A 22,412-nucleotide genomic window follows, 5' to 3' on the forward strand; every position below is an offset into this window, starting at 1 on the left:
GCTCTTTAATGATTACTCTTCAAAAATACGGTCTTTTTCTGTATCGAAAAACTTTATTGCAGACTTACCCGCAACTGCACCCCTCCCTCGGTTACGCTGTTGCGGAATGAGGTGGAGATTTTAGGGTCCGACACCGTGCGCAACACATAAAACTGCAGGTTCAGGCGCTGGCTCAGCACGTAATCCACGGTTGGCCGTAGCTGCACCTGGCGCGTGCCGTTCGTAATCTGGTTCTGGCTGCGCTCCACACCGGTGTTGTCTGTAGAAATGGCGCGCTGCACCGTCTGGTTATCGCGTACCTGCAGATCCATGCGCATGGTCAGCTCATTGTCCAGCGTGGTGTTGGTAAATGGTATCTTAAAGCTGGTGGTCGTATACCCAAAGCCCACCACATAGTCTTTCACGTTCGTTTCCGTTATCTGCGCGTTCGTCAGGTTCAGCGACAGATTACGCTCCAATTTATACTCTAAACGGCCGGTAAGGTTTGTCTTCGTTCTGAAGTTGATGCCCATCAGCGGCGCCAGTCGCTCTACCACCGTCAGCTGGTTCACGATGTAGTAGGGTTCCAGGCGCCCAAACTCATTCAGCTGCGTAGGGAAGCCCTCCGGCCGCTGCAGGTAGCTGAGCGAGGTAGAGTAGCTGGTGATGTTGTAGCTGGAGTTATAGGCATGCTGCAGGCTAATCTGGCTAAACCATTTCTGGAAGATTGGCAGGCGCTCCAGGCCGTTGTAGGTGACGCTCCAGTTCGGAATCGGCAGGCGGTTGAACGGCCCCTTGGTGTCCGGCTCATAACCGTTTATCTCCCGGCCCTGGTAGGCGTACAGGAACGACTTGAGCAGCACCTCCTGCGAGTTCAGGCTATACCCCGAGTCGCCGGCGGCGGGGTTGGCAGCCGTGAGCCTGTCGCGCACCACGTGGCGGTTGCGGATAAACTGTTCGAAGGCATCAGACAGTCCGTCTTTGGTGGATTCAAACAGCGTGCCCAAGGCCATGAAGGAGGTGCTGAACGAGCCGGACGTAAACGGATTCTGGCGTTGGTCTTCTGCACTTACGTTGCCGAAATCATCAAACTCCTTGCGGTAAAACACTTCATCTATCTCGGACTTGGCGCGGCGCACATCCACCGTGATGGAAAGGTTGCGGAACGGTTCCAGGTTGGCGCGCGCTGTGAAGGTCTCGCTGTGCAGGCCGCTGAAGGGTGTGTTGAGGTACTGGCTGCTGTCGGTGTACCAGCCGTTGCGGTTCATGCGGCTGTAGAGCTCGTGCAGGTCATACTGCTTGCCAAGTATAAACGGCAGGCCCGGCGCCTCAAAACGATCGTCAAACCCGAAGAACTCCGTCTCAGGCATATAGCCTGGCAGCATGGAGCCACGGTTTTCCAGATACGTCACGTTCAGCGAGCGCGTCATCATCAGCACCCTGGCCAGGCCTTTCAAAAACTTCAAATCAGCCGGTGCCTTGGCTGCGGCGGTGTCGGTAGCGGCAGGCTGGGCTGGTTTGGCCGGGGTAGTAGGCGAATTAGCAGCCTTCAGGAACCTGACCTTGTTGTAGAGCTTCACCAGGTCCACGCGGCCGTTCACACTGAACTCCACGTTGTTCTCGGCGGTATTGCCCAGCCTAAAGGTGGTATCCTGGTTCAGGGCCGTGGAGCCCGCTGTCCAGATGTAGTTAGTAGCATAACGGGTATCGGCGCTGAGCCAGTCCGTTAGCGGGAGCTTATCAAAAGGCAACCTGTAGTTCAGGGCGATAAGCTGGTTAAAGTTGGTGTTGCGCCCGCCGCTCAGCAGGTTCTTTCGAATCGTTTTATTTTTATACTGCAACGAGTCGATGTCGCTGTTGATGCGGCCGTCCGGCTCATCCACCACCGAGCGGTTGGTGGCCGTGTAATCGAGCGTCAGGCTCTTGGTCAGGTCCCAGCGCATGTCGTATATGCGGTTAAAGAAGAACGACTTCTGGAATACCGGCTCAATGCCACGCGTGGTCACAAAGCGGGTTTCCGGGTCAGGGCGCTGCAGGTATGTTTCGTTGTAGAAACGGTTAACATCGGCCCTGAACGAGAAGCGGCTCGGCAGCAGCGAGAAATTAAAGTCCTTGATCAGGCGCAAGTATGGCGAGTTGAGTTTCTCGCTGTTGGCAAACGGCTGGTAGCTTCTGGCAGGGTTATCATAAGTATAAGCCAGGCCACCGGAGTAGTTCTTCGTGTAATCGCGGTCTGTCTCGATGTTGGTGAACAGGCGCTCGGAGTAGGCGTAGGAGAAGGAGAAGTTCTCAATGTCGTACACCCGCACCTTGTCCTCCGGATTAGTGCGCTCTTTCCGCACGTTCAGCAGGCTTATACTTCGGCGCGTCTCCTGGGTAATCACCTCTTTCTTATAGTCGTCGCGGGCATCGTTGTTATCGAACTTGGTGAGCGATTGGCTCAGCGGCATGTCCTTGTCCAGCGGGTCGTACTGCGGGGCAGCGGACGTGACGCCATACTGCACCGTCATTGGCACCTTCACCCCCCATTGCTCGGGTAGGAATTTATCCAGCGCCATATTCGCGCTTACATCAAACTGGCTAATGTTATCGCGTGAGCGTAAGGAAAGCGGCTGCTGCAGGCTGCCGAAACCAACCGTGGTATAGGCACCCGTAGCAGTCACGTTGGCAAAGTCAGCCAGCTTGGCATTCAGGCGGGCATTGGCCGCCCATCCGGTGCGGTTTACAAAGTCCGTCACGCGTAGTTCGTTTACCCAGATACAGGCGGAGTGCGATAGCGCATCATCGTTCACGCCGGATGGGTTGCGGATACCAATCATGATGCCTTCTACCTCGCTGAAGTCCGGGTTACCCACCACGCGAATCAGCTTGCCGTCTGCTGTCGTTACAGTATAAGGCACAAAGATATTGCCCGGGGCATTGATGTTTCGCTCGGCCTTGGCATCGACCAGTTCCTGCAGCGGAATGTTTACCTCGTTCTCAGCGGGCCAGATGGCTTCTGCTGTGTTGCTGCCGGAAGGGGTAAACTTGAGGGGCACCACGTACTCGTAGTAGTTCTGCGTGAAGTCCGTACCGATGCGAATAAAGGCCTGCATCTCGCCATCCTGTATACCCGGCTCGTTGGACTGGGCATGGATAAACATCTTCAGCTGCTTGTAAGCCAGCAGGTCCAGCGTCATGTTTTTGAACACCGCTTTGGAGAAAGAGTCCCGCAGGTCCTCCACACACAGCTGCAGCGACTGCTCGTTCTGACGGCGGTCGTTGGTGGAAGCGTAGTCGCGGAGGCGGTTGATGCCCGGAGGCACCACGTACGGAATGTTTGTTTCTGAAACCTGGTTATTTGGCCCGTTCTCCTCAATGTTCACGGTAGACACGGTAAAGCTGCGGGCGTCGTCGGTACAGGTAAGGCAAGGCGTGCCCTCGGTGAGTGGCTGGGTAAACTTACGCCACTGGTTGGCCACCAGCTGGAACTGAGCCATTCGCAGCACCACCGGGTCGGCAAAGCCGGTCATGTACATACGCATAAAGCGGATAGACTTAAACCCGCTGATGTTGCCTACAGAGCCTGTTGGCTGGCGTACCGGCACACGGAACTGATACCACATGGCCCCGCCTTCTCCCTCTACTTTGTCTACGATGTAATTCTGGCCTACTTCCAGCTGGCCTGGTGTCAGGTTAATCTTATACTCGTAGTACTGCTCCAGGTCCGAGATCACGTTGTCGCCGTTCAAGTCCTCCTTATCCGGAAAGGCATAGTTGGCAAAGCGGCTGTTCTCCGGCGAGTTGTTCTCCATGCCGTTGAAGCGTTTGTAGCGCTGCAGCACACCTGCATTTTGCTGATCGTAAATCGGGTCGAGGTGGTGGAAGAAGTTATCAGCAGAGGGGTCGTCAAGCACGGTCTGCGGTGGCGCACCGGGGATGCGGTCCAGGAAGGAGCTGCGGAAGAAGTCGGCCTCATCGGCATCGTTTAGCCCGTCCAAACCTATGTCCTGACGCTGACGGCCGCCTGGGATACCCGTAAAGGCATCCGTCAGGAACTGCTGCTGCGTTACGCGGCCCCACATCGTTTCTGTCAGGTTTTGCACGTCACTGGCATCGGCGGGCAGACCGTTCTCAAAGGAGTATTCGTTATCTTTCAGGATGTCCTCCGACACGTTACCCAGGTTCAGGACGAGTTGCCCTGGATCTTTCGCGTTAATGTTGCCACCAAAAGCCCCGTCTCGTCCCTTGGCCCCCTCTATGAAAGGGTCCATCATCCAGAACTCTACATACTCGATGTTGGCATTGTCAAAGTCTGTGTCGAGCGAAATCTCGCGGCTGATACCGCCCCAGTTCTTTCGTGGGTCGCCGGCCAGCAAACCTTCTGAGGTCAGATTATAGTTGTAGTTATACTGCCCGCGCTCACGAGGGTAATAAGCTAGGTCAAAAGTATACTCGTAGCTAGTCGTTACCTCTGCATCGCGGCCTTTAAAAACTTCGGTCCGGCGCACGGGGCGCACGTAGTGGTTCTCCAGCTCGCGGTCCGTAATATTGTCGGGCTTCAGGTTGTTGCCTGAGCTTCTGTAGTAGGTCTGGTCAATAGTATACCAGGCCAGTTTCGCGCGGTTATATGCATAAGACAGACCCTCGCCGGTTATAAGCGGGGCAGGGGTGGCCGCCACGCGCCAGGTGCTGTTGTTAAAGCCGCCCAGGCTGTACGGAGTTTCGGCACCCTCAAAGTCGTCTAAGTATGAAGCACCGTCCTCGTTAGCATTGGATTTAGACTTGGCCGGAATAAGCTGCGCAAACTCACTGCTGAACGTGACCATGGACGGAGCCTTCGTCTGTATCAGCGGAATGGCATCTACAAAGCGCGTCAGCATCCGCGACTCCTTCTGCAGGTTCACGTCGAAGCCGTAAATGGTGTTGTTGGTGGGCTCGTCGCCTATACTTACACGGTTAATGAAAGTCTGCTCGTTCAGGTGCAGCACCGTGGCACCGATGTTTACGTCGTCGTTCAGGCGGTAATCGAAGCGGGCGCCCAGCATGGTGCGGGGCTGTATGTTCAGCAACTCTGCCTTTTCATAGGTCACGCGCAGGTCGTTGGCCGAGTTCAGGTAGCTCGGGTTCAGGATTTTGATGCGGCCCAGGTCGTAGAAAACCTGATAATCGGTTCCTTCCTGCAGGCGCGTGCCACCAGAGTATACCGCCACCGAGCCCTCCGCTATCTGGAAGCCGGGTAGCATGATCTCATCGGTTGCCGTGGAGCGTACGCGGCCCTTGATGTAGAACTTAGCCTTCACGTTGTCCTGCTGCACATCGGTCTGGGTCTGCTCGTACAGCTCCTGAAACACGTACTGGTCGATCAGGTTCGGATAGCCCTGCAGCTTGTTGGCCAGGTAATCGCCGAAGGGCTCCACCTGCGGAAAGTAGATGCGGCCGCTCTCGGGGTCTATCGTGATGCCGGGCAGAAAGTCGAAGTTGCCGTCGCTGGGCTTGTCGTTGTTGGAGTTTACATTGTCCAGGTTCAGCACCTCCACCAGCGGAATGTTCTGAATGGGGCTCGGCTCTTTTATACTTGTCAGGTCTACGCCCGTCTCATCATCCTTATAAACAACTTGCAGCTTAAAGTCTTCGCGGTTGATCTGGTTGGCATCGAGCGCGTACACGTTCTTCATCATCAAATCCCAGGTGGGGTAATTTAATGATGGGCTGGTGGCGCGCAGCAACTTCATGTGGATAACCTGGTCGGAGTTGAGGTTCTGGTAGTCGTCCATCAACTCCCCGACCTTGTAGGTCTTGCCGTTGTAGGTATACTCAAAGGCTACGCCCAGCACCTGATCCGGCATCAGCGTGAAGTTCAGGGAGATATAGCCCAGCTGTGGGTTGAATTTATACTCATTTGGCTCCAGCCTGCGGGCGCGCACGTGCTCAAAGTCTGTGCCTTTCTCCAGGCCCAGCGACTGCAGGTAAGAATCCACGCGGGAGTTGCTGCGGGCAGCGCTTCCCGGATTGGAAATTTGGCCGTAGAGCGAGTTGGCTTGGTTATCGGCCGGTGCGGTGGCAGGCCTGCCCGTGCTGAGGTTCTGCCGGTAAGGGACAGCCTCGCCCAGGTCCATATAGGCCACCATGTTGCGCAGGTTCTCGGTAGAGCGGTTATTGTTGGTCACATACAGCTCCACGCGGCGGATGACGATGCCCGAGTTTACTAGGGGCAGGTTGCGCAGGGCATTGTCGTAGCGCTGTCGGAAGAACTGCGACAGGTAAAAATGGCGGTCGCGGTCGTAGGCATCCACTCTAATCTCGAAAGGCTTGTTCTGCCCTCCGTTCTGGATGATTACCTCGTCGTTGGTTCCGCGCACGCTGGAGGCAATGGTCGTCACGCCCAGGCGGCCGAACTGCAGTTGCGCCTTTACGCCAAACAGGTTCTGCGCCCCGGTAATCAGCGAGTTGTTGAGGGGCAGGCTCACGTTACCGGCTTCCACCTTGCGGATGATCTCCTCCTCGTAGCCGGTGTAGTCCAACTTCATGTTGTTTTCGAAGTCGAAGTTGGCGTTGTTGTCCCAGTTGAAGTTGAGGCGCATCTTCTCCCCAATCTTGCCCACCAAGTTCAGGGAGATGTTCTGGTCGAAATCAAAATCGCCGGTACGCTGCTGGCTGAGCGGGATGGTGGGGTTTTCGTTGCGGTTAAAGCGCGCTCCAAATTTCAGGGACACGTTGCCGTTTGGCTGGATATCCACATAGTTGCCACCGAAGATGCGGTCGAACACCGGGCTAATGTATAACTTGGGGATCAGGCGGTTGCTGCTCACCACACTCTCGCCATCCAGACCGGCAGATTTGGCCCGCCAGTAATTGCGGATAGCCTCGCGCTGCTGCCACTCCGAGTACTCCCGCATCGACATAGAAGATGGCGGACGGTAAAGGATACTGTCGCCAATCGTTTCGGTGATATTGTACTGTTGCAGGCTATCGTCCAGCTCTACGTTCAGCTGCAGGTTGCCGGGCTGGCCCAGCAGCAGGGGAGAGCTGCTGCTACGGGTGCCGAAGGGGCTGCCCCGCCTGTCGGAGGGAGTGAAGGTGGGCCTGCGGCTCGGAATATACTTTGCCGTGTCCTGCCTGACGGTATCCTGCCAATAAGCAAAATCCTGAAGCATAGACAGCCCAATTTGATCTGGCGCACGAAGCCCTTCTGCCCGTGCCCACCAGGCCAGCAAAGAAACAGTAGTAACCGTGGCAAGCAGCAGGTTGTGCTTTTTACTTTTCCAGATCAAAGTAGGATATGCTCTCTTATGAAGATTTCAACGCGAACTTAATCAAGTCCTCCACACTCAGGTTTCCGCCTTCGCGCTTGATGATTGTGTCTAAAGTTTTCTCGGCAATGTTCTTGGCGAAGCCCAAGGTCACTAAAGCTGATAACGCCTCTGCCCGGTTGGTATTGTATGCCGCCGCGGAGACAGGAGCATCTGCCAATAGTACCTCTTTTTTCATCTTATCTTTTAACTCGAGGATGATGCGCTGCGCCGTTTTTGCACCGATTCCTTTCACGTGCTGTATGGTGCGCGCATCCTCGCGTATGATGGCCTGCTGTATCTCCTCCACCGACAGCGACGACAGAATCATGAGCCCTGTATTCGGCCCCACGCCTGAGATGGAAATCAGGTGCAGAAATGCCTCCTTCTCTGCCAAAGTAGTGAAGCCATATAGCGTATGGGCATCCTCCTTTATATGTAGGTACGTGTGCAGCTTGCACCGCTCGCCGGCCGGCAATGTGGAGTAAGTGCTAAGCGGTATCTTGATCTGATAACCTACGCCATTAGTTTCTATAATGACGTAGGTTGGATCTTTATAAGTCAGCTTGCCATCAATATAGGCTATCATCTATATATGTTGGTTATTATAGTTTTGAGCATCTACGACAGCAATCGCCACCATGTTTACAATATCACGAACAGAAGAGCCAAGCTGCAGGATGTGTACCGGCTTGCGCATACCCATCAGTACCGGGCCAATTACCTCAACGCCACCGATTTCCTGTAACAGTTTGTAGGCAATGTTGCCTGAAGTCAGTGTCGGGAAAACAAGGGTATTGGCGCCTTTTTCGGCGAGTTCACTGAAAGGGTAGTTCTCGCGCAGCAGGTTTTTGTTCAAGGCCGTGTTCGCCTGCATCTCGCCGTCAATCAGCAGGTCAGGGTAGCGCTGCTTGGCTTTACGAACCGCCTCCGCGCCTTTGTCCGGAATGTCGCCACGCACCGAACCGAAGTTTGAGAACGATAGCATGGCCACACGCGGCTCCTGGTCAAAGAAGCGTACGGTACGTGCCGTCAGCCCGATAATATCTACCAACTCGTCGGCAGATGGATTTACGTTCACGGTGGTGTCGGCAAAGAAGTATGGCTCTTTCTGGCCCAGCACAATGTACATGCCCGCCACTTTGTTTATTCCTTCTTCCACGCCAATTACCTGCAGCGCCGGCGAAATGGTCTTGGAGTAGTCGCGGGTAAGGCCTGAGATAAGCGCGTCGGCCTCGCCGTTATGCAGCATCATACTTCCGAAGTAGTTGCGGTCGCGCATCAGGCGGCGTGCGTCGTAAAGGGTGATGCCCTTGCGCTGGCGCTTCTTGTACAGGATCTGTGCGTACTCCTCTTTCCTGGCCTCCTCAGTCTCGGCAAGGGGGTCAATGATAAGGGCACCATACAGGTCCATGTTGTTTTCCTTGATGATGGCCTTGATGCGCTCGGGGTTGCCTAGAAGTATAGGATTGGCGATGCGCTGCTCCTGCACAATCTGGGCTGCCTTCAGGATCTTGTAATTATCAGCCTCCGCGAACACAACTGTTTTCGGATCGCGCTTGGCCTGCGTGGTGATGCGCGACATCAGTTTCTGGTCGATGCCAATGCGCTCTTTCAGTTCGTGCTCATAGGCCTCCCAGTCTGTAATCGGAAGCCGGGCTACACCACTTTCCATGGCAGCCTTTGCCACGGCCGGTGATACGGTTGTGATCAGGCGTGGGTCTAGCGGTTTTGGGATAAGATAGGTGCGGCCGAAGTTAATGGTGTTATCGCCATAAGCCTTATTCACGAGCTCCGGAACAGGCTCCTTTGCCAGCTCAGCCAAAGCACGCACAGCGGCCAGCTTCATTGCCTCGTTAATTTCCGTGGCGCGTACGTCCAGTGCACCCCTGAAAATGTAAGGGAAGCCCAGCACGTTGTTTACCTGGTTCGGATGATCGGAGCGGCCGGTGGCCATGATCAGATCCTCGCGGGTAGCCATCGCCACGTCGTAAGGGATTTCCGGGTCAGGGTTCGCCAGCGCAAAAATAATAGGGTTTGGCGCCATCAGCTTCACATACTCCGGAGGCAGCACGTTACCGGCAGAAAGGCCCACGAAAACATCAGCTCCCTGCATGGCTTCATCCAGTGTCGTGATTTTACGCGTGGTCACGAACTGCGCTCTGTAAATGTCCAGGTCGTTACGCTCCGGACGTATAATGCCGTCCTTATCGAACATCACGATGTTGTCGAGCTTCACGCCCAGGGCCACATATAACTTAGCGCAGGCGATGGCAGCGGCACCAGCGCCGTTAATCACCATCTGGATCTGTCCGATCTTCTTACCCACCAGCTCCAAAGCGTTCAGCAGTGCCGCCGACGAGATAATAGCAGTGCCGTGCTGGTCGTCGTGCATGAGCGGGATGTTCATCTGCGTCTTAAGCGCGTTCTCTATCTTGAAGCTCTCCGGCGCCTTAATGTCCTCCAGGTTAATGCCGCCAAACGTAGGCTCCAGCGACTTTACGATGCGAATAAACTCCTCCGGGTCCGTGCTGTCTATCTCGATGTCGAATACGTCGATTCCCGCGAACTTCTTAAAAAGTACGCCTTTTCCTTCCATCACTGGCTTGGAGGCGTCAGGGCCGATGTTGCCAAGACCCAGCACCGCAGTACCATTCGATATAACACCTACCAGGTTGCCCTTGGCAGTATACTTGTAAACATTGTCTTTATCGGCATATATCTCTTTGCAAGGCTCCGCCACACCCGGCGAGTAAGCCAGCGCCAGGTCGTGCTGGGTGCTTACCATTTTGGTTGGTACCACCTCAATCTTCCCGGGCTTTCCGTCCATGTGGTAGTTCAGAGCGTCCTCTTTCTTTACTTTGATCATTTTTGTGTTATTGTAAGTAGTATTCGTTCTCTGCAGGCCCAACGTCGCTTTATTTTTCTCATTAAAGTCCATAGTTAAAAACTATTGATGTAAGAGTCCGGTGCTGTTACAAGTTGAGCCATCAAAGATAATCGCTGCAAATTTACGTAAGCAGGATACCTTAAAATTAAACTTATCTCGCCTCAGGGCAAGATTAAAGTACAAAAAGTATAAATTAAAGTATACATAAAGAGCACCCTCTGGCCGGAAGGTGCTCTTTACATGGTTCCCGGCCTTATTTTAGCCAAGAATCAACTTCTGACCAGGTTTCAAATCGTTTGATTTCAGCCTGTTTAATTTCTTTATCTGTTCCACGCTCACACCCTCATACTTGCGCGAAATCTGCCAAAGCGTATCGCCCGGCTGCACATGGTAGATAAGCTCTTTCTTGTCGACAGCTGCAGGCTTGTGGCTGCTCTTTGGGGCATTGGTAGCCAGCACCGTATTAGCCGCCGCTGGTGATGCCTGCACAATCTGCAGTTTCTGAGCTGCCTTAATATTGCTATCTGTCAAGTTGTTCCACTCCTTCAGCTGCTCTATGGTTACATCGTGCTTGCGGGCTATGCTGATAAGGTTATCGCCACGCTGGACAGTATAGGTTACCTTAGTGGTTTCAGCAGGTGCCGCCGCCTCTTCGGTTTTGGCAGAAGCCAGCATGACCGGTGACTGATGTGCCTCCACTGGCTTAGGTGGGGCAGGGGCAGCGGCTAACAGTATGCAGCTCTTGTCTTCAGCGGAGGCCAACAGGGCAGATCTGCTCGACGGAACGCGTAGTTTATACTTATTGCCGGGCACCACGCCTTTTGTAAGTTCCGGGTTCAGGGCCATCAGCTCCTCCGGCGCCAGGTGCAGCTCTTCTGCCAGCCTGTCCAGCTCCAGTTGCTGTGTCACCTCCAGGTGTGCCACCTCCGGCTGGTAAAGTATGGAATCTGCGAAAATGTTATGTTCCCCGGCATAGCGCATGGCGTAACGCACGGCCGTCATACTTGGTACATACCCCCTGGTTTCGCGGGGCAGGTATGGGAAGATATCCCAGAAGGACCGTTTGCCACCCGCCCTGCGGATCGCCTTATTTACATTGCCCAAACCGCAGTTGTAGGCTGCCAGCGCCAACTCCCAGTCGCCGTCGTAGTATTTGTGCAGACGCTTGAGGAACAGCATGGCCGCCTCGGTGGATTTCTCCGGGTCAAGGCGCTCGTCGATGTACTGCGTTTGATGCAGACCGTACTCGCGGCCGGTAGGCTTCATAAACTGCCAGAGGCCGGCAGCTCCCACCGGACTCTTCGCCAGCGGGTTCAGGCCAGACTCCACAATGGCCAGGTACTTCAGTTCATCAGGCATGTTGTGCTTCTTGAGGTACTTCTCGAAAAGCGGGAAGTATACGTTCTCGCGCGACATCATGGTGCGTGTATACTTCCGGTTACGGATGGTGAAGTAATCTATAAAATTCCTTACAAAGTTGTTGTACACCAACGGGATATCTGCCTCCAGGCAACTCAGGCGGTCGGCAATCACATCGTCCGGCTCGTTGGGTACCACTTCCACCATCAGGGCCAGTTCCTCAGGCGTTAACGTGAAGATGCTGGTATCGGTGGCAAAGGAGATGCCTCTAGCCTGAAGTGTGTCCGGGGAGCCTGGGTCCAGCGCAAGGGAGTCGCTGGTAACAAAAGGCGCTTCAAGCAAACGGCTATGGCCGGTAGCACTGGCGCCATAAGTCCAGATGCTACCGGCCATAGCCGCAAGCAAGGTAAAGAATTTGCGATGAGTCATGTCAAGGTTTATGCTTCAACGGTAATCTTGTCCAGGATTTGATTTGAGAAGGCCAGCAAGGCTGTTTCCTCAAATGAGCGGGCCATTAACTGTAGCCCAATGGACAGGCCGTTGGCATCGCGCCCAACCGGTATGGAAATGGCTGGAACACCTGCAAGTGAGGCCTGGACCGTAAAGATATCAGCCAAGTACATGGCTAACGGGTTAGCTGTGTTTTCTCCTATTTTAAAAGCTGTAGTAGGAGCGGTAGGCAATATAAGAAAATCATATTGCTGTAGCAACTCGTCGGTCTTTTCTTTAATGAGGCGTCTCACTTTCTGTGCCTTGGTATAATAGGCATCGTAATAATCTGCGCTGAGCACGAAAGTACCTAACACAATGCGTCGCTGTACTTCAGGGCCAAAGCCTTCGGACCTGGTTTTTTTGTAGAGCGAGGTAAGGTCAGTCGCGTTTTCGGAGCGGTAGCCATACTTTATACCATCGTAGCGACCCAGGTTAGAACTGGCCTCCGCGGTGGTAAGGATGTAGTAGGTAGGCACCATAAAGTCCAGGTATGGGAAATCCACGCCCTCTACTTCATGGCCTGCTTCGCGCAGCATGTCTTTTACGCCAAGTATGGCGTCTTTTACTTCCGGCTCCAATCCTTCCCGCTCAAAGCAGTCGCGGATGTAGCCGATTTTATACTTTTTATCCGCCTGCAGCAGTTGGCTGTAAGCCGGTACCTCGCGCTGGCTGGCTGTGCTGTCCATGCCGTCCTGGCCTGCCATCACCTCCAGCAGCAGAGCTGCGTCTTCCACGCTCCTGGTTATCAAGCCAATCTGGTCGAAAGAGGAGGCATAGGCGATAAGGCCATAGCGGGAAATGCGGGAGTAGGTCGGCTTAAAACCGATAACACCGCAGAAAGAGGCTGGCTGACGCACAGAGCCGCCGGTATCGGAACCGATGGAGGCAAGGCAAAGGTCAGCCTGTACCGCTACGGCAGAGCCACCCGAGGAGCCACCTGGCACCCGGCTTTGGTCGTCTGCATTGAGTACATTTCCGAACGCGGAGTTCTCATTAGAGGCGCCCATAGCAAACTCATCGCAGTTCTGGCGGCCAATGATGATAACGTCCTCATCGAGCATCCGCTGCACGGCGGAGGCCGTGTAAAGGGACTTAAAACCGTTCAGGATCTTGCTGGAGGCTTGCAGGCTGTGGCCCTTGTAAGCGAGCACGTCTTTAATGCCCACTACCATGCCTGCCAGTTTACCGGCAGTGCCATCGGCAAGTTTTTTATCCACTGCGTCGGCCTGGGCCAGCGCCTCTTCTTCAAAAACCTCCAGGAAGGCGTTCAAGTGGGCCTTCTCCTTTATGTTGCGGAGGTACTGCTCTACCAGTTGCCTGCACGAAACGCGGCCGCTGCCTATGTCCGTGCGGATGTCACGTAGCGAATTATACTGTCTCAACCTTTAGGGGACTTAGGATCGTCTTAGATAGATTGGTCTGGATCAAGTTTTCCGTTTGGCCTATTCCATCATACCAGCAAGCCTTCCGGAAGGATTGGACTATAGCGGAACTGCTGAGCCTGGCCAAACAACTAAAGGGTAGTGATCACAGCCATCATAGCTTCTGCCAATAGCTTGCTCAGAAACTAAAAGAAGCATGAGGAAGTATAAACTACCTTAGTAAGGGAAACTTATAAGCAGGGGTTATTTTGTCGTGCTGCTGTCGTCCTTTACCGAATTCTCGATATCGCTCTTTATTTCTTTGGTAGCGTCTTTAAACTCGCGAATGCCACGGCCAAGGCCTCTTGCCAGCTCAGGAATGCGTTTCGCACCAAAAAGCAATAAAATGACAAACAGGATAAGAACTACCTCTGTACCGCCCAGACCTCCGATGAATAACAAAATGTTGGTGATACCCATATTTTTAGATATTTAAGTTGTGCTACAAAATTAGGGTTTATATTTTAAATAAACCCACATCAGGTGGGATAAGTTTAAAACGTACCTGCAAAGTATAAATTACTTCATTTTCCGAAAACCACCTCGTAAACTACCTGTTATTTCTTTAGTCAGCTTTTTAGTCTTTCCGTATTTGGGATAGCAAACTTTCTTTTTGTCCCAAGAATGGAAAGTATATTTTGCGGCCGTTGTTTAACTTATTGGCCTTTAAATGGTTATGTTTTTAAGATTTTTTGGCAAGGGTGTTGTATAAGCGCAAATGCCTGAGCTGCCCTGCCGGCAGTTGGCTTAGCAGAGAAGCTGCTAAGTTTTTTACTCTCTGTTTGCAACTATATTGCATTTAAGTGTGTTTCATGAATAAAGCAACGACTTTCTGAAACCTTTATCTTAAATAGCTGTATAGCTATACAAAAATGCTTAAGTAATAAGTTGTTTTAGCTACAATGTTGCATCTTTGAGGATCAGGTTGTAACTTAGTGTCAAGAAGTCTCAGCAGTTCTGCAACTGCTTATAGATATAAATATTAAGTTTGTTTTCATAGCTTGGAAAGGCACCCTGCACTGTGGGGTGTTTTTTTATTTACACAGAGCTGTTTGTCTCTAAAAACAACGGCCTTTAGTTATTTTACAGTGGTTTTGCCTGGGGGAGGCAAAACTAACGAGAAAGCCACAGGTAATACTGTGGCTTTCTTCATTATAGGACTTTTATACTTTCTTAGGGCTTCGCAATCCAGCCCTCGGGGTCCATGTTGGAGCTGTTTTTCCAAATCTGGAACTGAAGCTCAGTGGTGCCATCGCTGTTGGTGTATACCGTGCCGATAGGGTCTTTCAGTTTCACATCCTGACCTGGTTTTACGCTTACTGTCTTTAGCTTGGCGTACACTGTAAAGTACTCGCCGTGCTGCACCATCACGATGTTGTTCATGCCGGGCACGCTGGCTACGGTCAATACCTTTCCTTCAAAAATGGCACGGGCCGTGGCACCTTGCGCTGTCTGGATGTCTACACCCCGGTTTTCTACCACCACGCCTTTCAGCACCGGGTGGTTGTGGCGGCCAAATTTCTGCGATACAAATCCCCGCTCCACAGGCCAGGCTAACCTGCCCCTGTTGCCGGCAAACGAGGAAGAGATTAGGGCTGCCTCCGGGGTAAGGGTAACCTTGTTGGGGCTGCCGCTGGTTTCTTTGCCTGCCTCACGGGCAGCGCGGGCGGCTCTGGCGATCTCCTCGCGCACAATGTCGGCAATCAGGTTATCGAGCTTCTTAACGGCTTGCTGTCGCTCCGCTACTTCTTTCTTCAATTGGCTCTCCTGCTGACTCAGGCGCGAAATCATGGTATTCTGCTGTTGCTGCAGGCCTTTCAGGTTCTTGCTCTCAGACAGGTGCTGGCTCAGCAGGCTTTTCTTCTGCTCCCGCTTGGAGGCAAGCACCTCCAACTGTCCGTTCAAAGCAGCCTGCACCTTGCTGATTAGCTCCACCTGCTTCTTGCGTGATTCAGAGTACTGCTGCAGGTAGCGCAGGCGCCTGGCAAACTGGTTAAAGGAGTCGGAGGCGAACAGGAACATGAGTTTGTTATAGCTGTTGGCGGTTTTGGAGGCGGCGTACACCATGGTGGCATATTCCTCCTTTAGCTTCTGCAAATCGTTCTGCAGGGCGCCCACTATGCCCTCAGTTTCCTGCACATCAGACTCCAGCAGGCTTAGCTCGCGGGAGATGTTCTCTATCACGCCCTGCTGCACCACAATCTTCTCCTTGATAGCGTTCAGCTGGCCAATAGAAGCCTGTTTCTGCTTGGCGGTTTGCTGCAGAATGCGGTTAGCTTCTTTTATGCGGTTGAGGTTTTCCTTTTTTTCCTTCTCCAACTGTGCCTTGGACTTCGCTTTTTGGGCGTACGTAACCAGCGGCAGGCTCAGCAGAAGCAGTAAAAGGGTGAATCTGTAAAGGGCCTTCATCAAAACGTATCGTTCTTCTACTCTTAGCCTACAAATATGGTAAATCTAAAACGGAAGAACCAACCGGCCTGAAATTAAATTAAAAGGTGAGGCGTGTGTAGTCGGTGGGTACGGCAAACGGAAAGGTCAGCGGCTCCTCGGAAACCGTGATACGGCTGTGTTTCAGCGTGAAATCCGATACCTGGCCTTTCTGCAGTACCTGGGCCACCAACTCATGGGCAAAGGGAACCTGTCCAATCGGGGCAAAGCTGTTATACTTTACTGTGATGGTATTGCCCGTGTTCCTGTCAAGCGCATTGAGCTGCTGCAGCTTGTTGTTCAGGCTGCTGATGAAGTAGTCGAGCGTGAGGTTCTGGCGCTGCTGCTGTATGTGGTGGCTGTTGTCCCGGGCCATTACTTTCTCAGAGCCCAGGGTTTGGTAGTTGCCCAGAAGTATGGCCTGCAGCACATCGTAGCTCACATCCACCTGCAGCTTGCTGCGCAGGAAGCGATAGTCTGTTGCGGCATACTCTTTCTTGAGGCGGTTCATAAAGTACACTGAGTCCTGCGTGAGCATTAACCTGGCGGCCTCTATTCCCAATCCGGGAAGAACCGACATCCAGATGACACTGTCCTTCTGCATCCTGATGCTGACGCCGGAGGAGAGGTTGTCGTTGTTGTCGTTCAGGGTTATCTGCGCCTTGCTGCTGAGGAAGGCGAAGTCGAGGTTGTCTACTTTAACGGCACCAACGGTGGTAGTGGCGGCAGAGGCGGAGGTAGGTACAGTATCTTTCTTACAGCTTGCCAACAGCAGCAGGCTGCACAGGAAAAGCATGAAATGCTTATTCATACAATTTTTTCTCTTTTATCTTTCTATCGATAAAGGCGGAGGCTTCGCCTTTAAGCTTGGCTTTTTGCCACTGACTTACGGCTTCTTCTTTCTTGCCCAGCTTGTACAGCACATCACCGTAATGCTCCACAATGGTGGCGTCATCCGAAATGGCCACGGCTTGCTCCAGGTACTTGCGGGCATCGGTGTAATTGCCGAGTTTATAGAGTACCCAGGCATAAGTATCCAGGTAAGTGGGATTAGTGGGGTGCTGCTTCACCAGTCGCTCTGACATTTCCCTGGCCTTCTCAAGCTTCTCGCCCCGAACCGACAGGAAATAGCTGTAGTTGTTGAGCACGTGCTCGTTGTTGGTGTCCTGGGCTAGCACGGCCTCATAAGCAGCGTCCGATTTGGCATACTCTTTCAGAAAGTTGTAGCCATCTCCCAGCTGCATGTTAAACTGCATCACCAGTTCCGGCTCGCTCACAGAGAGGCGTTTTCCATACTCCAGTGCCTTCACGGCCTTCTCATAATTTTTTTCGATCAGGTGGCCGGTGCCGCTGTAGAACCAGAAAACGGCCTGGTTCGGGAACAGCTCCAGGGCCTGCTCGGCATGTTTCACCATAGCGGCAGGTTCTTCCAGCTCGGCATCCAGCAGCACAATCTGCTGCCAGATTTTAAAGTGCGAGTCATCCAGCTTCACGGCTTTCAGGTAATTGTCGCGGGCGATCTGCTTTTTACCCACGATGGTTTGCAGATCGGCGGCAACGGCGTAAGCTTTGGCTTCCTCTGGGTGCTTTTCAATCGTCAGGTCTACCAGCTCCAGGGCCACGGCCTCTATCTGCGGGTTGGGCAGCTGGCGGATAAAGTCTACCAGAATGCGCACTTTGGTGTCGATGTCCAGCTCAGCGCTGGAAAAGGCCTGCTTTACCTGGCGCTCCGATTCTTCCGGGTTGCCTTTCTGGCGGTACAGGTCGGAGAGCATGAGGTGGGCAAAGGCGTTGCCAGGCTCCAGGCGCAGGGCCCGGTTCAGCGTGTTCACGGCATCGTCGGTGCGGCGAGCGGCGTTGTAGAGCTCTGCCTGTGCCAGAAAGTAGCGTATCTCGTTAGGATAGGCCTTCAAAAGCTTCTCGCCCTCGGCAATGGCCTTGTCCACGTTCTTCTGGCGCAAGTATATCTGCTGGCGGTTTACCAGCAGCTGCTCCATCTCCCCGAATTCCTTCTCGATGCGGTCGTAGGTCTTCAGCGCATCCTCATACCTGGACTGCGACAAGTATAAATCGGCCAGGTTGAAGAGGTACTCGTTGGAATTAGGCACGTTGGCCAGCAGGTCGTTGAAGGCCTGGGCAGCGGAATCGTACTGTTGCTGCTCGGTGTGGAGCTGGGCAAGTAACAGGTAATAATAGGCGTTTGATTTCTCCAGCTTCACGGCTGCCTGCGCAAAAGGCATGGCCAGCTTGGCCTGCCCCATCTGCAGGTATGTTTCGCCGATCTTGTAGTTCAGGGCGGCGTTGTTGGGGGTAATGGTGTAGGCTTTTTGAAAAAGCTGGAGGGCTTGTTGATAGTCCTCCAGCACAAAATATTTCATCCCATCCAGAAACATCGCCTCGCTTATCTGCTTGTCGCGCTCGCTCAGCACCTGTACTGGCGGTGCAGGGGCCTCCTGTGCAGCTTTGGCCTTCTTCTTTTTAGACGATTGCGCCGCGCTCTCGCCTGTAGCTAGCAAGGCCAGGCAGCAGGTGGCAAGTATAAAGTTTCTGAATGTATTCATGTGTTACTCCGCAAGTGTATTGTAGTCGCCGAGGCTCAGGTCGGACGGACGCCCCTCATACACAACATAGTTGCCGAGCATAGAGTTTGCAACATTGCCATTTTTGAGGGTGGTGTTCTCCTGGATGATGGAGTTGCTCACCACGGAGTTCACGATGTTTGTACCGTTGCCTACCGACACATGCGGACCGATTACCGAGTTGGTAATTTGGGCGTTTTCGCCAATGTATACAGGCGGGATAATCACTGCGTTCTCCAGTTTTGCCGACGAGGCCACCAGGCCTTCCTCATCCTTTATATACTCTAAATAGCGTTGATTAGTATAAACAGTTGCGTTTTTATTTCCGCAGTCGAGCCACTCTGAGATAACGGCAGGTATAAACCTAGTGCCCTTGTTCTTCATGTTCTCCAGGGCGTTGGTCAGCTGGAACTCGCCTTTGTCCTTGATGTTGTTGTCGAGCAGGTACTGCAGCTCATCACGCAGGTAGGCGCCGTCGCGGAAGTAGTAAATACCGATAATGGCCAGGTCAGACACAAAGTGCTCGGGCTTCTCCACAAAGTCGGTAATCTCGTTCTGCTCGTTCAGTTTGATAACACCGAACGGGCGCGGGTCCTCCACGCGCTGCACCCAGATGGTACCGTCGGCGTTGGTGTCGAGCTGGAAGTCAGCTTTGAAAAGCGTGTCGGCGAAGGCCACCACCACTTTGCCCTCCAGTGCTTCTTTGGCGCAAAGTATGGCATGGGCGGTGCCCAGTGCTTCCTCCTGGTAATGGATGCTTCCCTTCGCCCCGATCTGGGTAGCGATTTCCTTCAGGTCGTTCTCCACTTGCTCTCCGAAGTGCCCAATAATGAAGGCCACCTCCTCGATAGGCTCGTGGCATACTTTGGCGATATCCTCTACCAGGCGCTGCACGATCGGTTTGCCCGCGATAGGGATAAGCGGTTTCGGAACTGTAAGTGTGTGTGGGCGCATGCGCTTGCCCATCCCGGCCATCGGTATAATAATCCTCATAGCTGTTTTTTGTATCTGGTTTTTATAGTTGATCCACAGCCCTTTGCTGCAGTTATTAGGTGTTCGTTATTCGTTGCTAGTTATTCGTTGTCCGTTGTTCGTTAACCGGATTTATAACTTGTGCGCGATTAACGAGCAACGATTATCAAACAACGGCTTACTTAACTCCCGTGCTGCCGTAGCCGCCGGCGCCGCGCTCGGTGTCGGTCAGGGTTTCGGCTTGCCGCCACTCCACGCGCTCATACTTGGCCACGATCATCTGGGCAATGCGCTCTCCGTCTTCCACCACAAAGTCCTGGTTCGAGAGGTTTACGAGCAGCACTTTAACCTCGCCCCGGTAATCGGCATCTATGGTGCCCGGGCTGTTCACGATGGAGATACCGTGTTTGTAGGCCAGGCCGCTTCTCGGGCGGATCTGCGCCTCGTGCCCCTCCGGCAGCTCGATGAAGAGGCCTGTTGGGATGAGCGCGCGCTGTAGTGGCTTCAACGTAACAGGGGCTTCCAGGTTTGCCCGTAAATCCATACCGGCGGAGTGTATGGTTTGGTAGCCCGGCAACGCATGCTTGGATTGGTTTATGACGTTAACGGGTAGGTTCTTGTTGTTCATCATTCTTAAATATACACTTTAAATTTTAAGGAAGCGGGAGCGCTCCCGCAGCCATACTATCAGCAGGAAGGCCGCGCAAATACCCAGGTGGTAGGCGTGCCGCAGCCAGAAGTCCTCAATCTCAACCCCCAGGGCCAGCCATACCAGCCCCACCGCCAGCAGCACGTAGGCCATGATGGTTTTTGTAGGGTACGGGATGGGGTAGTGGCGCTGCCCCAGCACATAGCTAACGGCGGCCATACTTGCGTAGCAGATCAGCGTGGCGATGGCAGAGCCCATGTAGCCAAGTACAGGTATGAGCAAGAGGTTAAAAAGTATGGTCACAGCCGCGCCGCCGAAGCTGATGTAGGTGCCATACTTTGTCTTGTCGGTCAGCTTGAACCACACCGACAGGTTGTAGTACACGCCCAGAAACAGGTTGGCCAGCAGCAGCACCGGCACTACCATGATGCCCTCGCGGTAAGCCGCGCTGCGCAGGAAAAGCGCAAAATCCTCCAGGTTGGCCGAGATGAAGAGGAAGATGAAGGCGCAGGCAATCACAAACCACTTCATGATGAGGGCAAAGGTCTGCGGGGAGTTTTTGTCCTGGGCCTGGGAGAAGAAGAACGGCTCGGCGGCATATCGGAAGGCCTGTATGGCCAGCGTCATGAAGATGGAGAGCTTGTAGCAGGCACTGTAGATACCCACCACGGCCTCGTTGCTGTGCTGCGGGTAAAAGCCCTCGGGCAGCCACTCCTCCAACAGGATACGGTCTATCACCTCGTTCACCATGCCGGCCATGCCCATAAACAGCAGCGGGTAGGCGTACACCAGCATCGGGTGCAGCAGCTTTTTGTTCAGCTCGAACCGGAAGATGCTGAACTCACGCCACAGCATGGGGATGAGCAGCGCGTTGGCCACCAGGTTAATCAGGAAAATGTAGCCGATGCCAAAGTCTGGGTCGTAAACTTGCGACACCAGCGGCTGCAGCCCCTGCAGGTACTGCCCCTCGTAGATGTTGCGGCAGATGACTAAAAAGAACAGGTTGGCGCCTACCGTGATAAGGATGTTTGCCAGCTTGATAGAGGCGAACTTGACCGCCTTGTTCTGCAGCCGGAGCCAGGCAAAGGGAATGGCCACGATGGCATCGATGGCCAATATGAGCGCCAGCCAGATAATGTAATTTTGCTCCTGCGGCGTGTAGCCCTTGTAGTCGGCAATGGCGCCGGAGGCAAGTATAAGGATGGCCGTAAACACAGCGCTGGAGCTGATGATGAGGCTGAACACCTGCCTGTAAAGCTTTTTCTGGTCTGCGTCGGGCTTGTTGGCAAACCGGAAGAAGGCGGTCTCCATGCCATACGTGTAGAGTATGTTAAAGAAGCCCACAAAGGCATACAGGTACGACACCACGCCATACTCCGCCGGCAGGAACACCGAGGTGTAGACGGGAACCAGCAGGTAATTTAAGGCTCTGCCAACGATACTGCTTAAACCGTAGGCAGCAGTTTGCCCGACCAATTTCTTGGCTATACTCATGCTATCTGTTTCGGGGCCGGGTAGGGGCTTATACTTAGTTTCCGGTGAAGTTGGCCTTGCGCTTCTCTATAAAGGCGCTGGTGCCTTCCACAAAATCCTCGGAGGTGCAGCAGCGCGCAAAGGCGTTGGCCTCTGTCTGGTAGCCGTCCTCGTCGTTGTTGAACACGGCGTTTACGCACTCTATCACCAGCCCAACGGCCAGCGGCGCCTTGCTCAAAATCTTCTCCATAATCTCGGTGCACCTGGTCATCAGCTGCTCCTGTGGCACCACGTGGTTTACCAGGCCGAGCTGCAGTGCCTCCTGCGCATTTATCATGTCTGCGGTCATCATCAGCTCCATGGCCTTGCCTTTGCCTATCAGCTGGGTCAGGCGCTGGGTGCCGCCGTAGCCCGGTATCAGGCCCAGGTTTACTTCCGGCTGCCCAAAGCGGGCATTTTCGGCGGCCACACGGATGTGGCAGGCCATGGCCAGCTCGCAGCCACCCCCCAGGGCAAAGCCGTTTACAGCGGCAATCACGGGTTTGTTGCTGCGCTCTATCATGGCAAAAACCTCCTGCCCACGCTCGGCAAAGCTTCGGGCGGTTACCTCGCTCAGCTCAGCAATTTCGGTTATATCGGCGCCCGCCACGAACGCTTTAGGGCCGGCTCCGGTTATAATGGCTCCTTTAATGCTGGCGTCGTCATACACCTGCTGCATCGCGTTCCGGATTTCCCGGATGGTCTCGATGTTGAGCGCGTTCATTTTGTCGGCGCGGTTAATGGTGATGAAGAGTATGCCATTTTGCTGGTCAAGCACTAGGTTTTCGTATATTGCCATAATTGTGGTTTTCAATTCTTAACAGAATCTTTTTTCTTTGCCACAAATATAAGGATTTAGTT

Annotated in this window: 13 protein-coding genes; all 13 read right to left on the minus strand. The window is 53.6% G+C overall.

Annotated elements, in window-relative coordinates; translation table 11 throughout:
• Positions 1 to 53 precede the first annotated feature (53 nt).
• Positions 54 to 7,232, minus strand: a complete 7,179-nt coding sequence (gene sov, locus C8N40_RS17600) for a T9SS outer membrane translocon Sov/SprA (protein WP_245905171.1) — start codon at positions 7,230 to 7,232, stop codon at positions 54 to 56.
• A 16-nt stretch (positions 7,233 to 7,248) separates the two neighbouring features.
• A complete protein-coding gene (gene ruvA / locus C8N40_RS17605; protein ID WP_108213128.1) occupies positions 7,249 to 7,839 on the minus strand; it encodes a Holliday junction branch migration protein RuvA in 591 nt (196 codons plus the stop codon).
• Positions 7,840 to 10,119 (minus strand): NADP-dependent malic enzyme, encoded by a 2,280-nt coding sequence (locus C8N40_RS17610; protein WP_211318143.1) that lies wholly within the window; start codon positions 10,117 to 10,119, stop codon positions 7,840 to 7,842.
• A gap of 279 nt (positions 10,120 to 10,398) precedes the next feature.
• Entirely contained in the window at positions 10,399 to 11,928 is a 1,530-nt protein-coding gene (locus C8N40_RS17615) for a lytic transglycosylase domain-containing protein (RefSeq protein WP_108213129.1), read from the minus strand.
• Between the two features lie 8 nt (positions 11,929 to 11,936).
• Positions 11,937 to 13,373: an Asp-tRNA(Asn)/Glu-tRNA(Gln) amidotransferase subunit GatA gene (gatA, locus tag C8N40_RS17620; protein WP_108213130.1), complete on the minus strand. Its 1,437-nt coding sequence runs from the start codon at positions 13,371 to 13,373 to the stop codon at positions 11,937 to 11,939.
• A gap of 243 nt (positions 13,374 to 13,616) precedes the next feature.
• A complete protein-coding gene (locus tag C8N40_RS17625; protein WP_108213131.1) occupies positions 13,617 to 13,832 on the minus strand; it encodes a Sec-independent protein translocase subunit TatA/TatB in 216 nt (71 codons plus the stop codon).
• 753 nt (positions 13,833 to 14,585) lie between these two features.
• Positions 14,586 to 15,821 (minus strand): murein hydrolase activator EnvC family protein, encoded by a 1,236-nt coding sequence (locus C8N40_RS17630; protein WP_108213132.1) that lies wholly within the window; start codon positions 15,819 to 15,821, stop codon positions 14,586 to 14,588.
• Between the two features lie 79 nt (positions 15,822 to 15,900).
• Entirely contained in the window at positions 15,901 to 16,650 is a 750-nt protein-coding gene (gene lolB1, locus C8N40_RS17635; protein WP_108213133.1) for a lipoprotein insertase outer membrane protein LolB1, read from the minus strand.
• Positions 16,643 to 18,400: a tetratricopeptide repeat protein gene (locus C8N40_RS17640; RefSeq protein ID WP_245905172.1), complete on the minus strand. Its 1,758-nt coding sequence runs from the start codon at positions 18,398 to 18,400 to the stop codon at positions 16,643 to 16,645. The genes lolB1 and C8N40_RS17640 overlap by 8 nt, the downstream gene beginning before the upstream one ends.
• A 3-nt stretch (positions 18,401 to 18,403) precedes the next feature.
• The gene (locus C8N40_RS17645) at positions 18,404 to 19,411 is read right to left on the minus strand and encodes a sugar phosphate nucleotidyltransferase (protein WP_108213134.1); all 1,008 of its coding nucleotides are present in this window, start codon (positions 19,409 to 19,411) and stop codon (positions 18,404 to 18,406) included.
• Between the two features lie 157 nt (positions 19,412 to 19,568).
• Positions 19,569 to 20,018 (minus strand): dUTP diphosphatase, encoded by a 450-nt coding sequence (dut, locus tag C8N40_RS17650; RefSeq protein ID WP_108213256.1) that lies wholly within the window; start codon positions 20,016 to 20,018, stop codon positions 19,569 to 19,571.
• Between the two features lie 18 nt (positions 20,019 to 20,036).
• A complete protein-coding gene (locus C8N40_RS17655; protein WP_108213135.1) occupies positions 20,037 to 21,533 on the minus strand; it encodes an oligosaccharide flippase family protein in 1,497 nt (498 codons plus the stop codon).
• A 34-nt stretch (positions 21,534 to 21,567) separates the two neighbouring features.
• Positions 21,568 to 22,350 carry an enoyl-CoA hydratase/isomerase family protein gene (locus C8N40_RS17660; RefSeq protein WP_108213257.1) on the minus strand — a complete coding sequence of 261 codons (783 nt, stop codon included), beginning with the start codon at positions 22,348 to 22,350 and terminating at the stop codon, positions 21,568 to 21,570.
• Positions 22,351 to 22,412: the final 62 nt, after the last annotated feature.

This window comes from Pontibacter mucosus, from assembly GCF_003054055.1.
In the GTDB taxonomy this organism is placed as follows: Bacteria; Bacteroidota; Bacteroidia; order Cytophagales; family Hymenobacteraceae; genus Pontibacter; species Pontibacter mucosus.

Bases quoted from the DNA above. Each gene is read 5' to 3' on its own strand.
- ruvA (WP_108213128.1), bottom strand. From the start codon at position 7,839: ATGATAGCCTATATTGATGGCAAGCTGACTTATAAAGATCCAACCTAC.
- C8N40_RS17610 (WP_211318143.1), bottom strand. From the start codon at position 10,119: ATGATCAAAGTAAAGAAAGAGGACGCTCTGAACTACCACATGGACGGA.
- C8N40_RS17615 (WP_108213129.1), bottom strand. From the start codon at position 11,928: ATGACTCATCGCAAATTCTTTACCTTGCTTGCGGCTATGGCCGGTAGC.
- C8N40_RS17625 (WP_108213131.1), bottom strand. From the start codon at position 13,832: ATGGGTATCACCAACATTTTGTTATTCATCGGAGGTCTGGGCGGTACA.
- C8N40_RS17630 (WP_108213132.1), bottom strand. From the start codon at position 15,821: ATGAAGGCCCTTTACAGATTCACCCTTTTACTGCTTCTGCTGAGCCTG.
- lolB1 (WP_108213133.1), bottom strand. From the start codon at position 16,650: ATGAATAAGCATTTCATGCTTTTCCTGTGCAGCCTGCTGCTGTTGGCA.
- C8N40_RS17640 (WP_245905172.1), bottom strand. From the start codon at position 18,400: ATGAATACATTCAGAAACTTTATACTTGCCACCTGCTGCCTGGCCTTG.
- C8N40_RS17645 (WP_108213134.1), bottom strand. From the start codon at position 19,411: ATGAGGATTATTATACCGATGGCCGGGATGGGCAAGCGCATGCGCCCA.
- dut (WP_108213256.1), bottom strand. From the start codon at position 20,018: ATGAACAACAAGAACCTACCCGTTAACGTCATAAACCAATCCAAGCAT.
- C8N40_RS17655 (WP_108213135.1), bottom strand. From the start codon at position 21,533: ATGAGTATAGCCAAGAAATTGGTCGGGCAAACTGCTGCCTACGGTTTA.
- C8N40_RS17660 (WP_108213257.1), bottom strand. From the start codon at position 22,350: ATGGCAATATACGAAAACCTAGTGCTTGACCAGCAAAATGGCATACTC.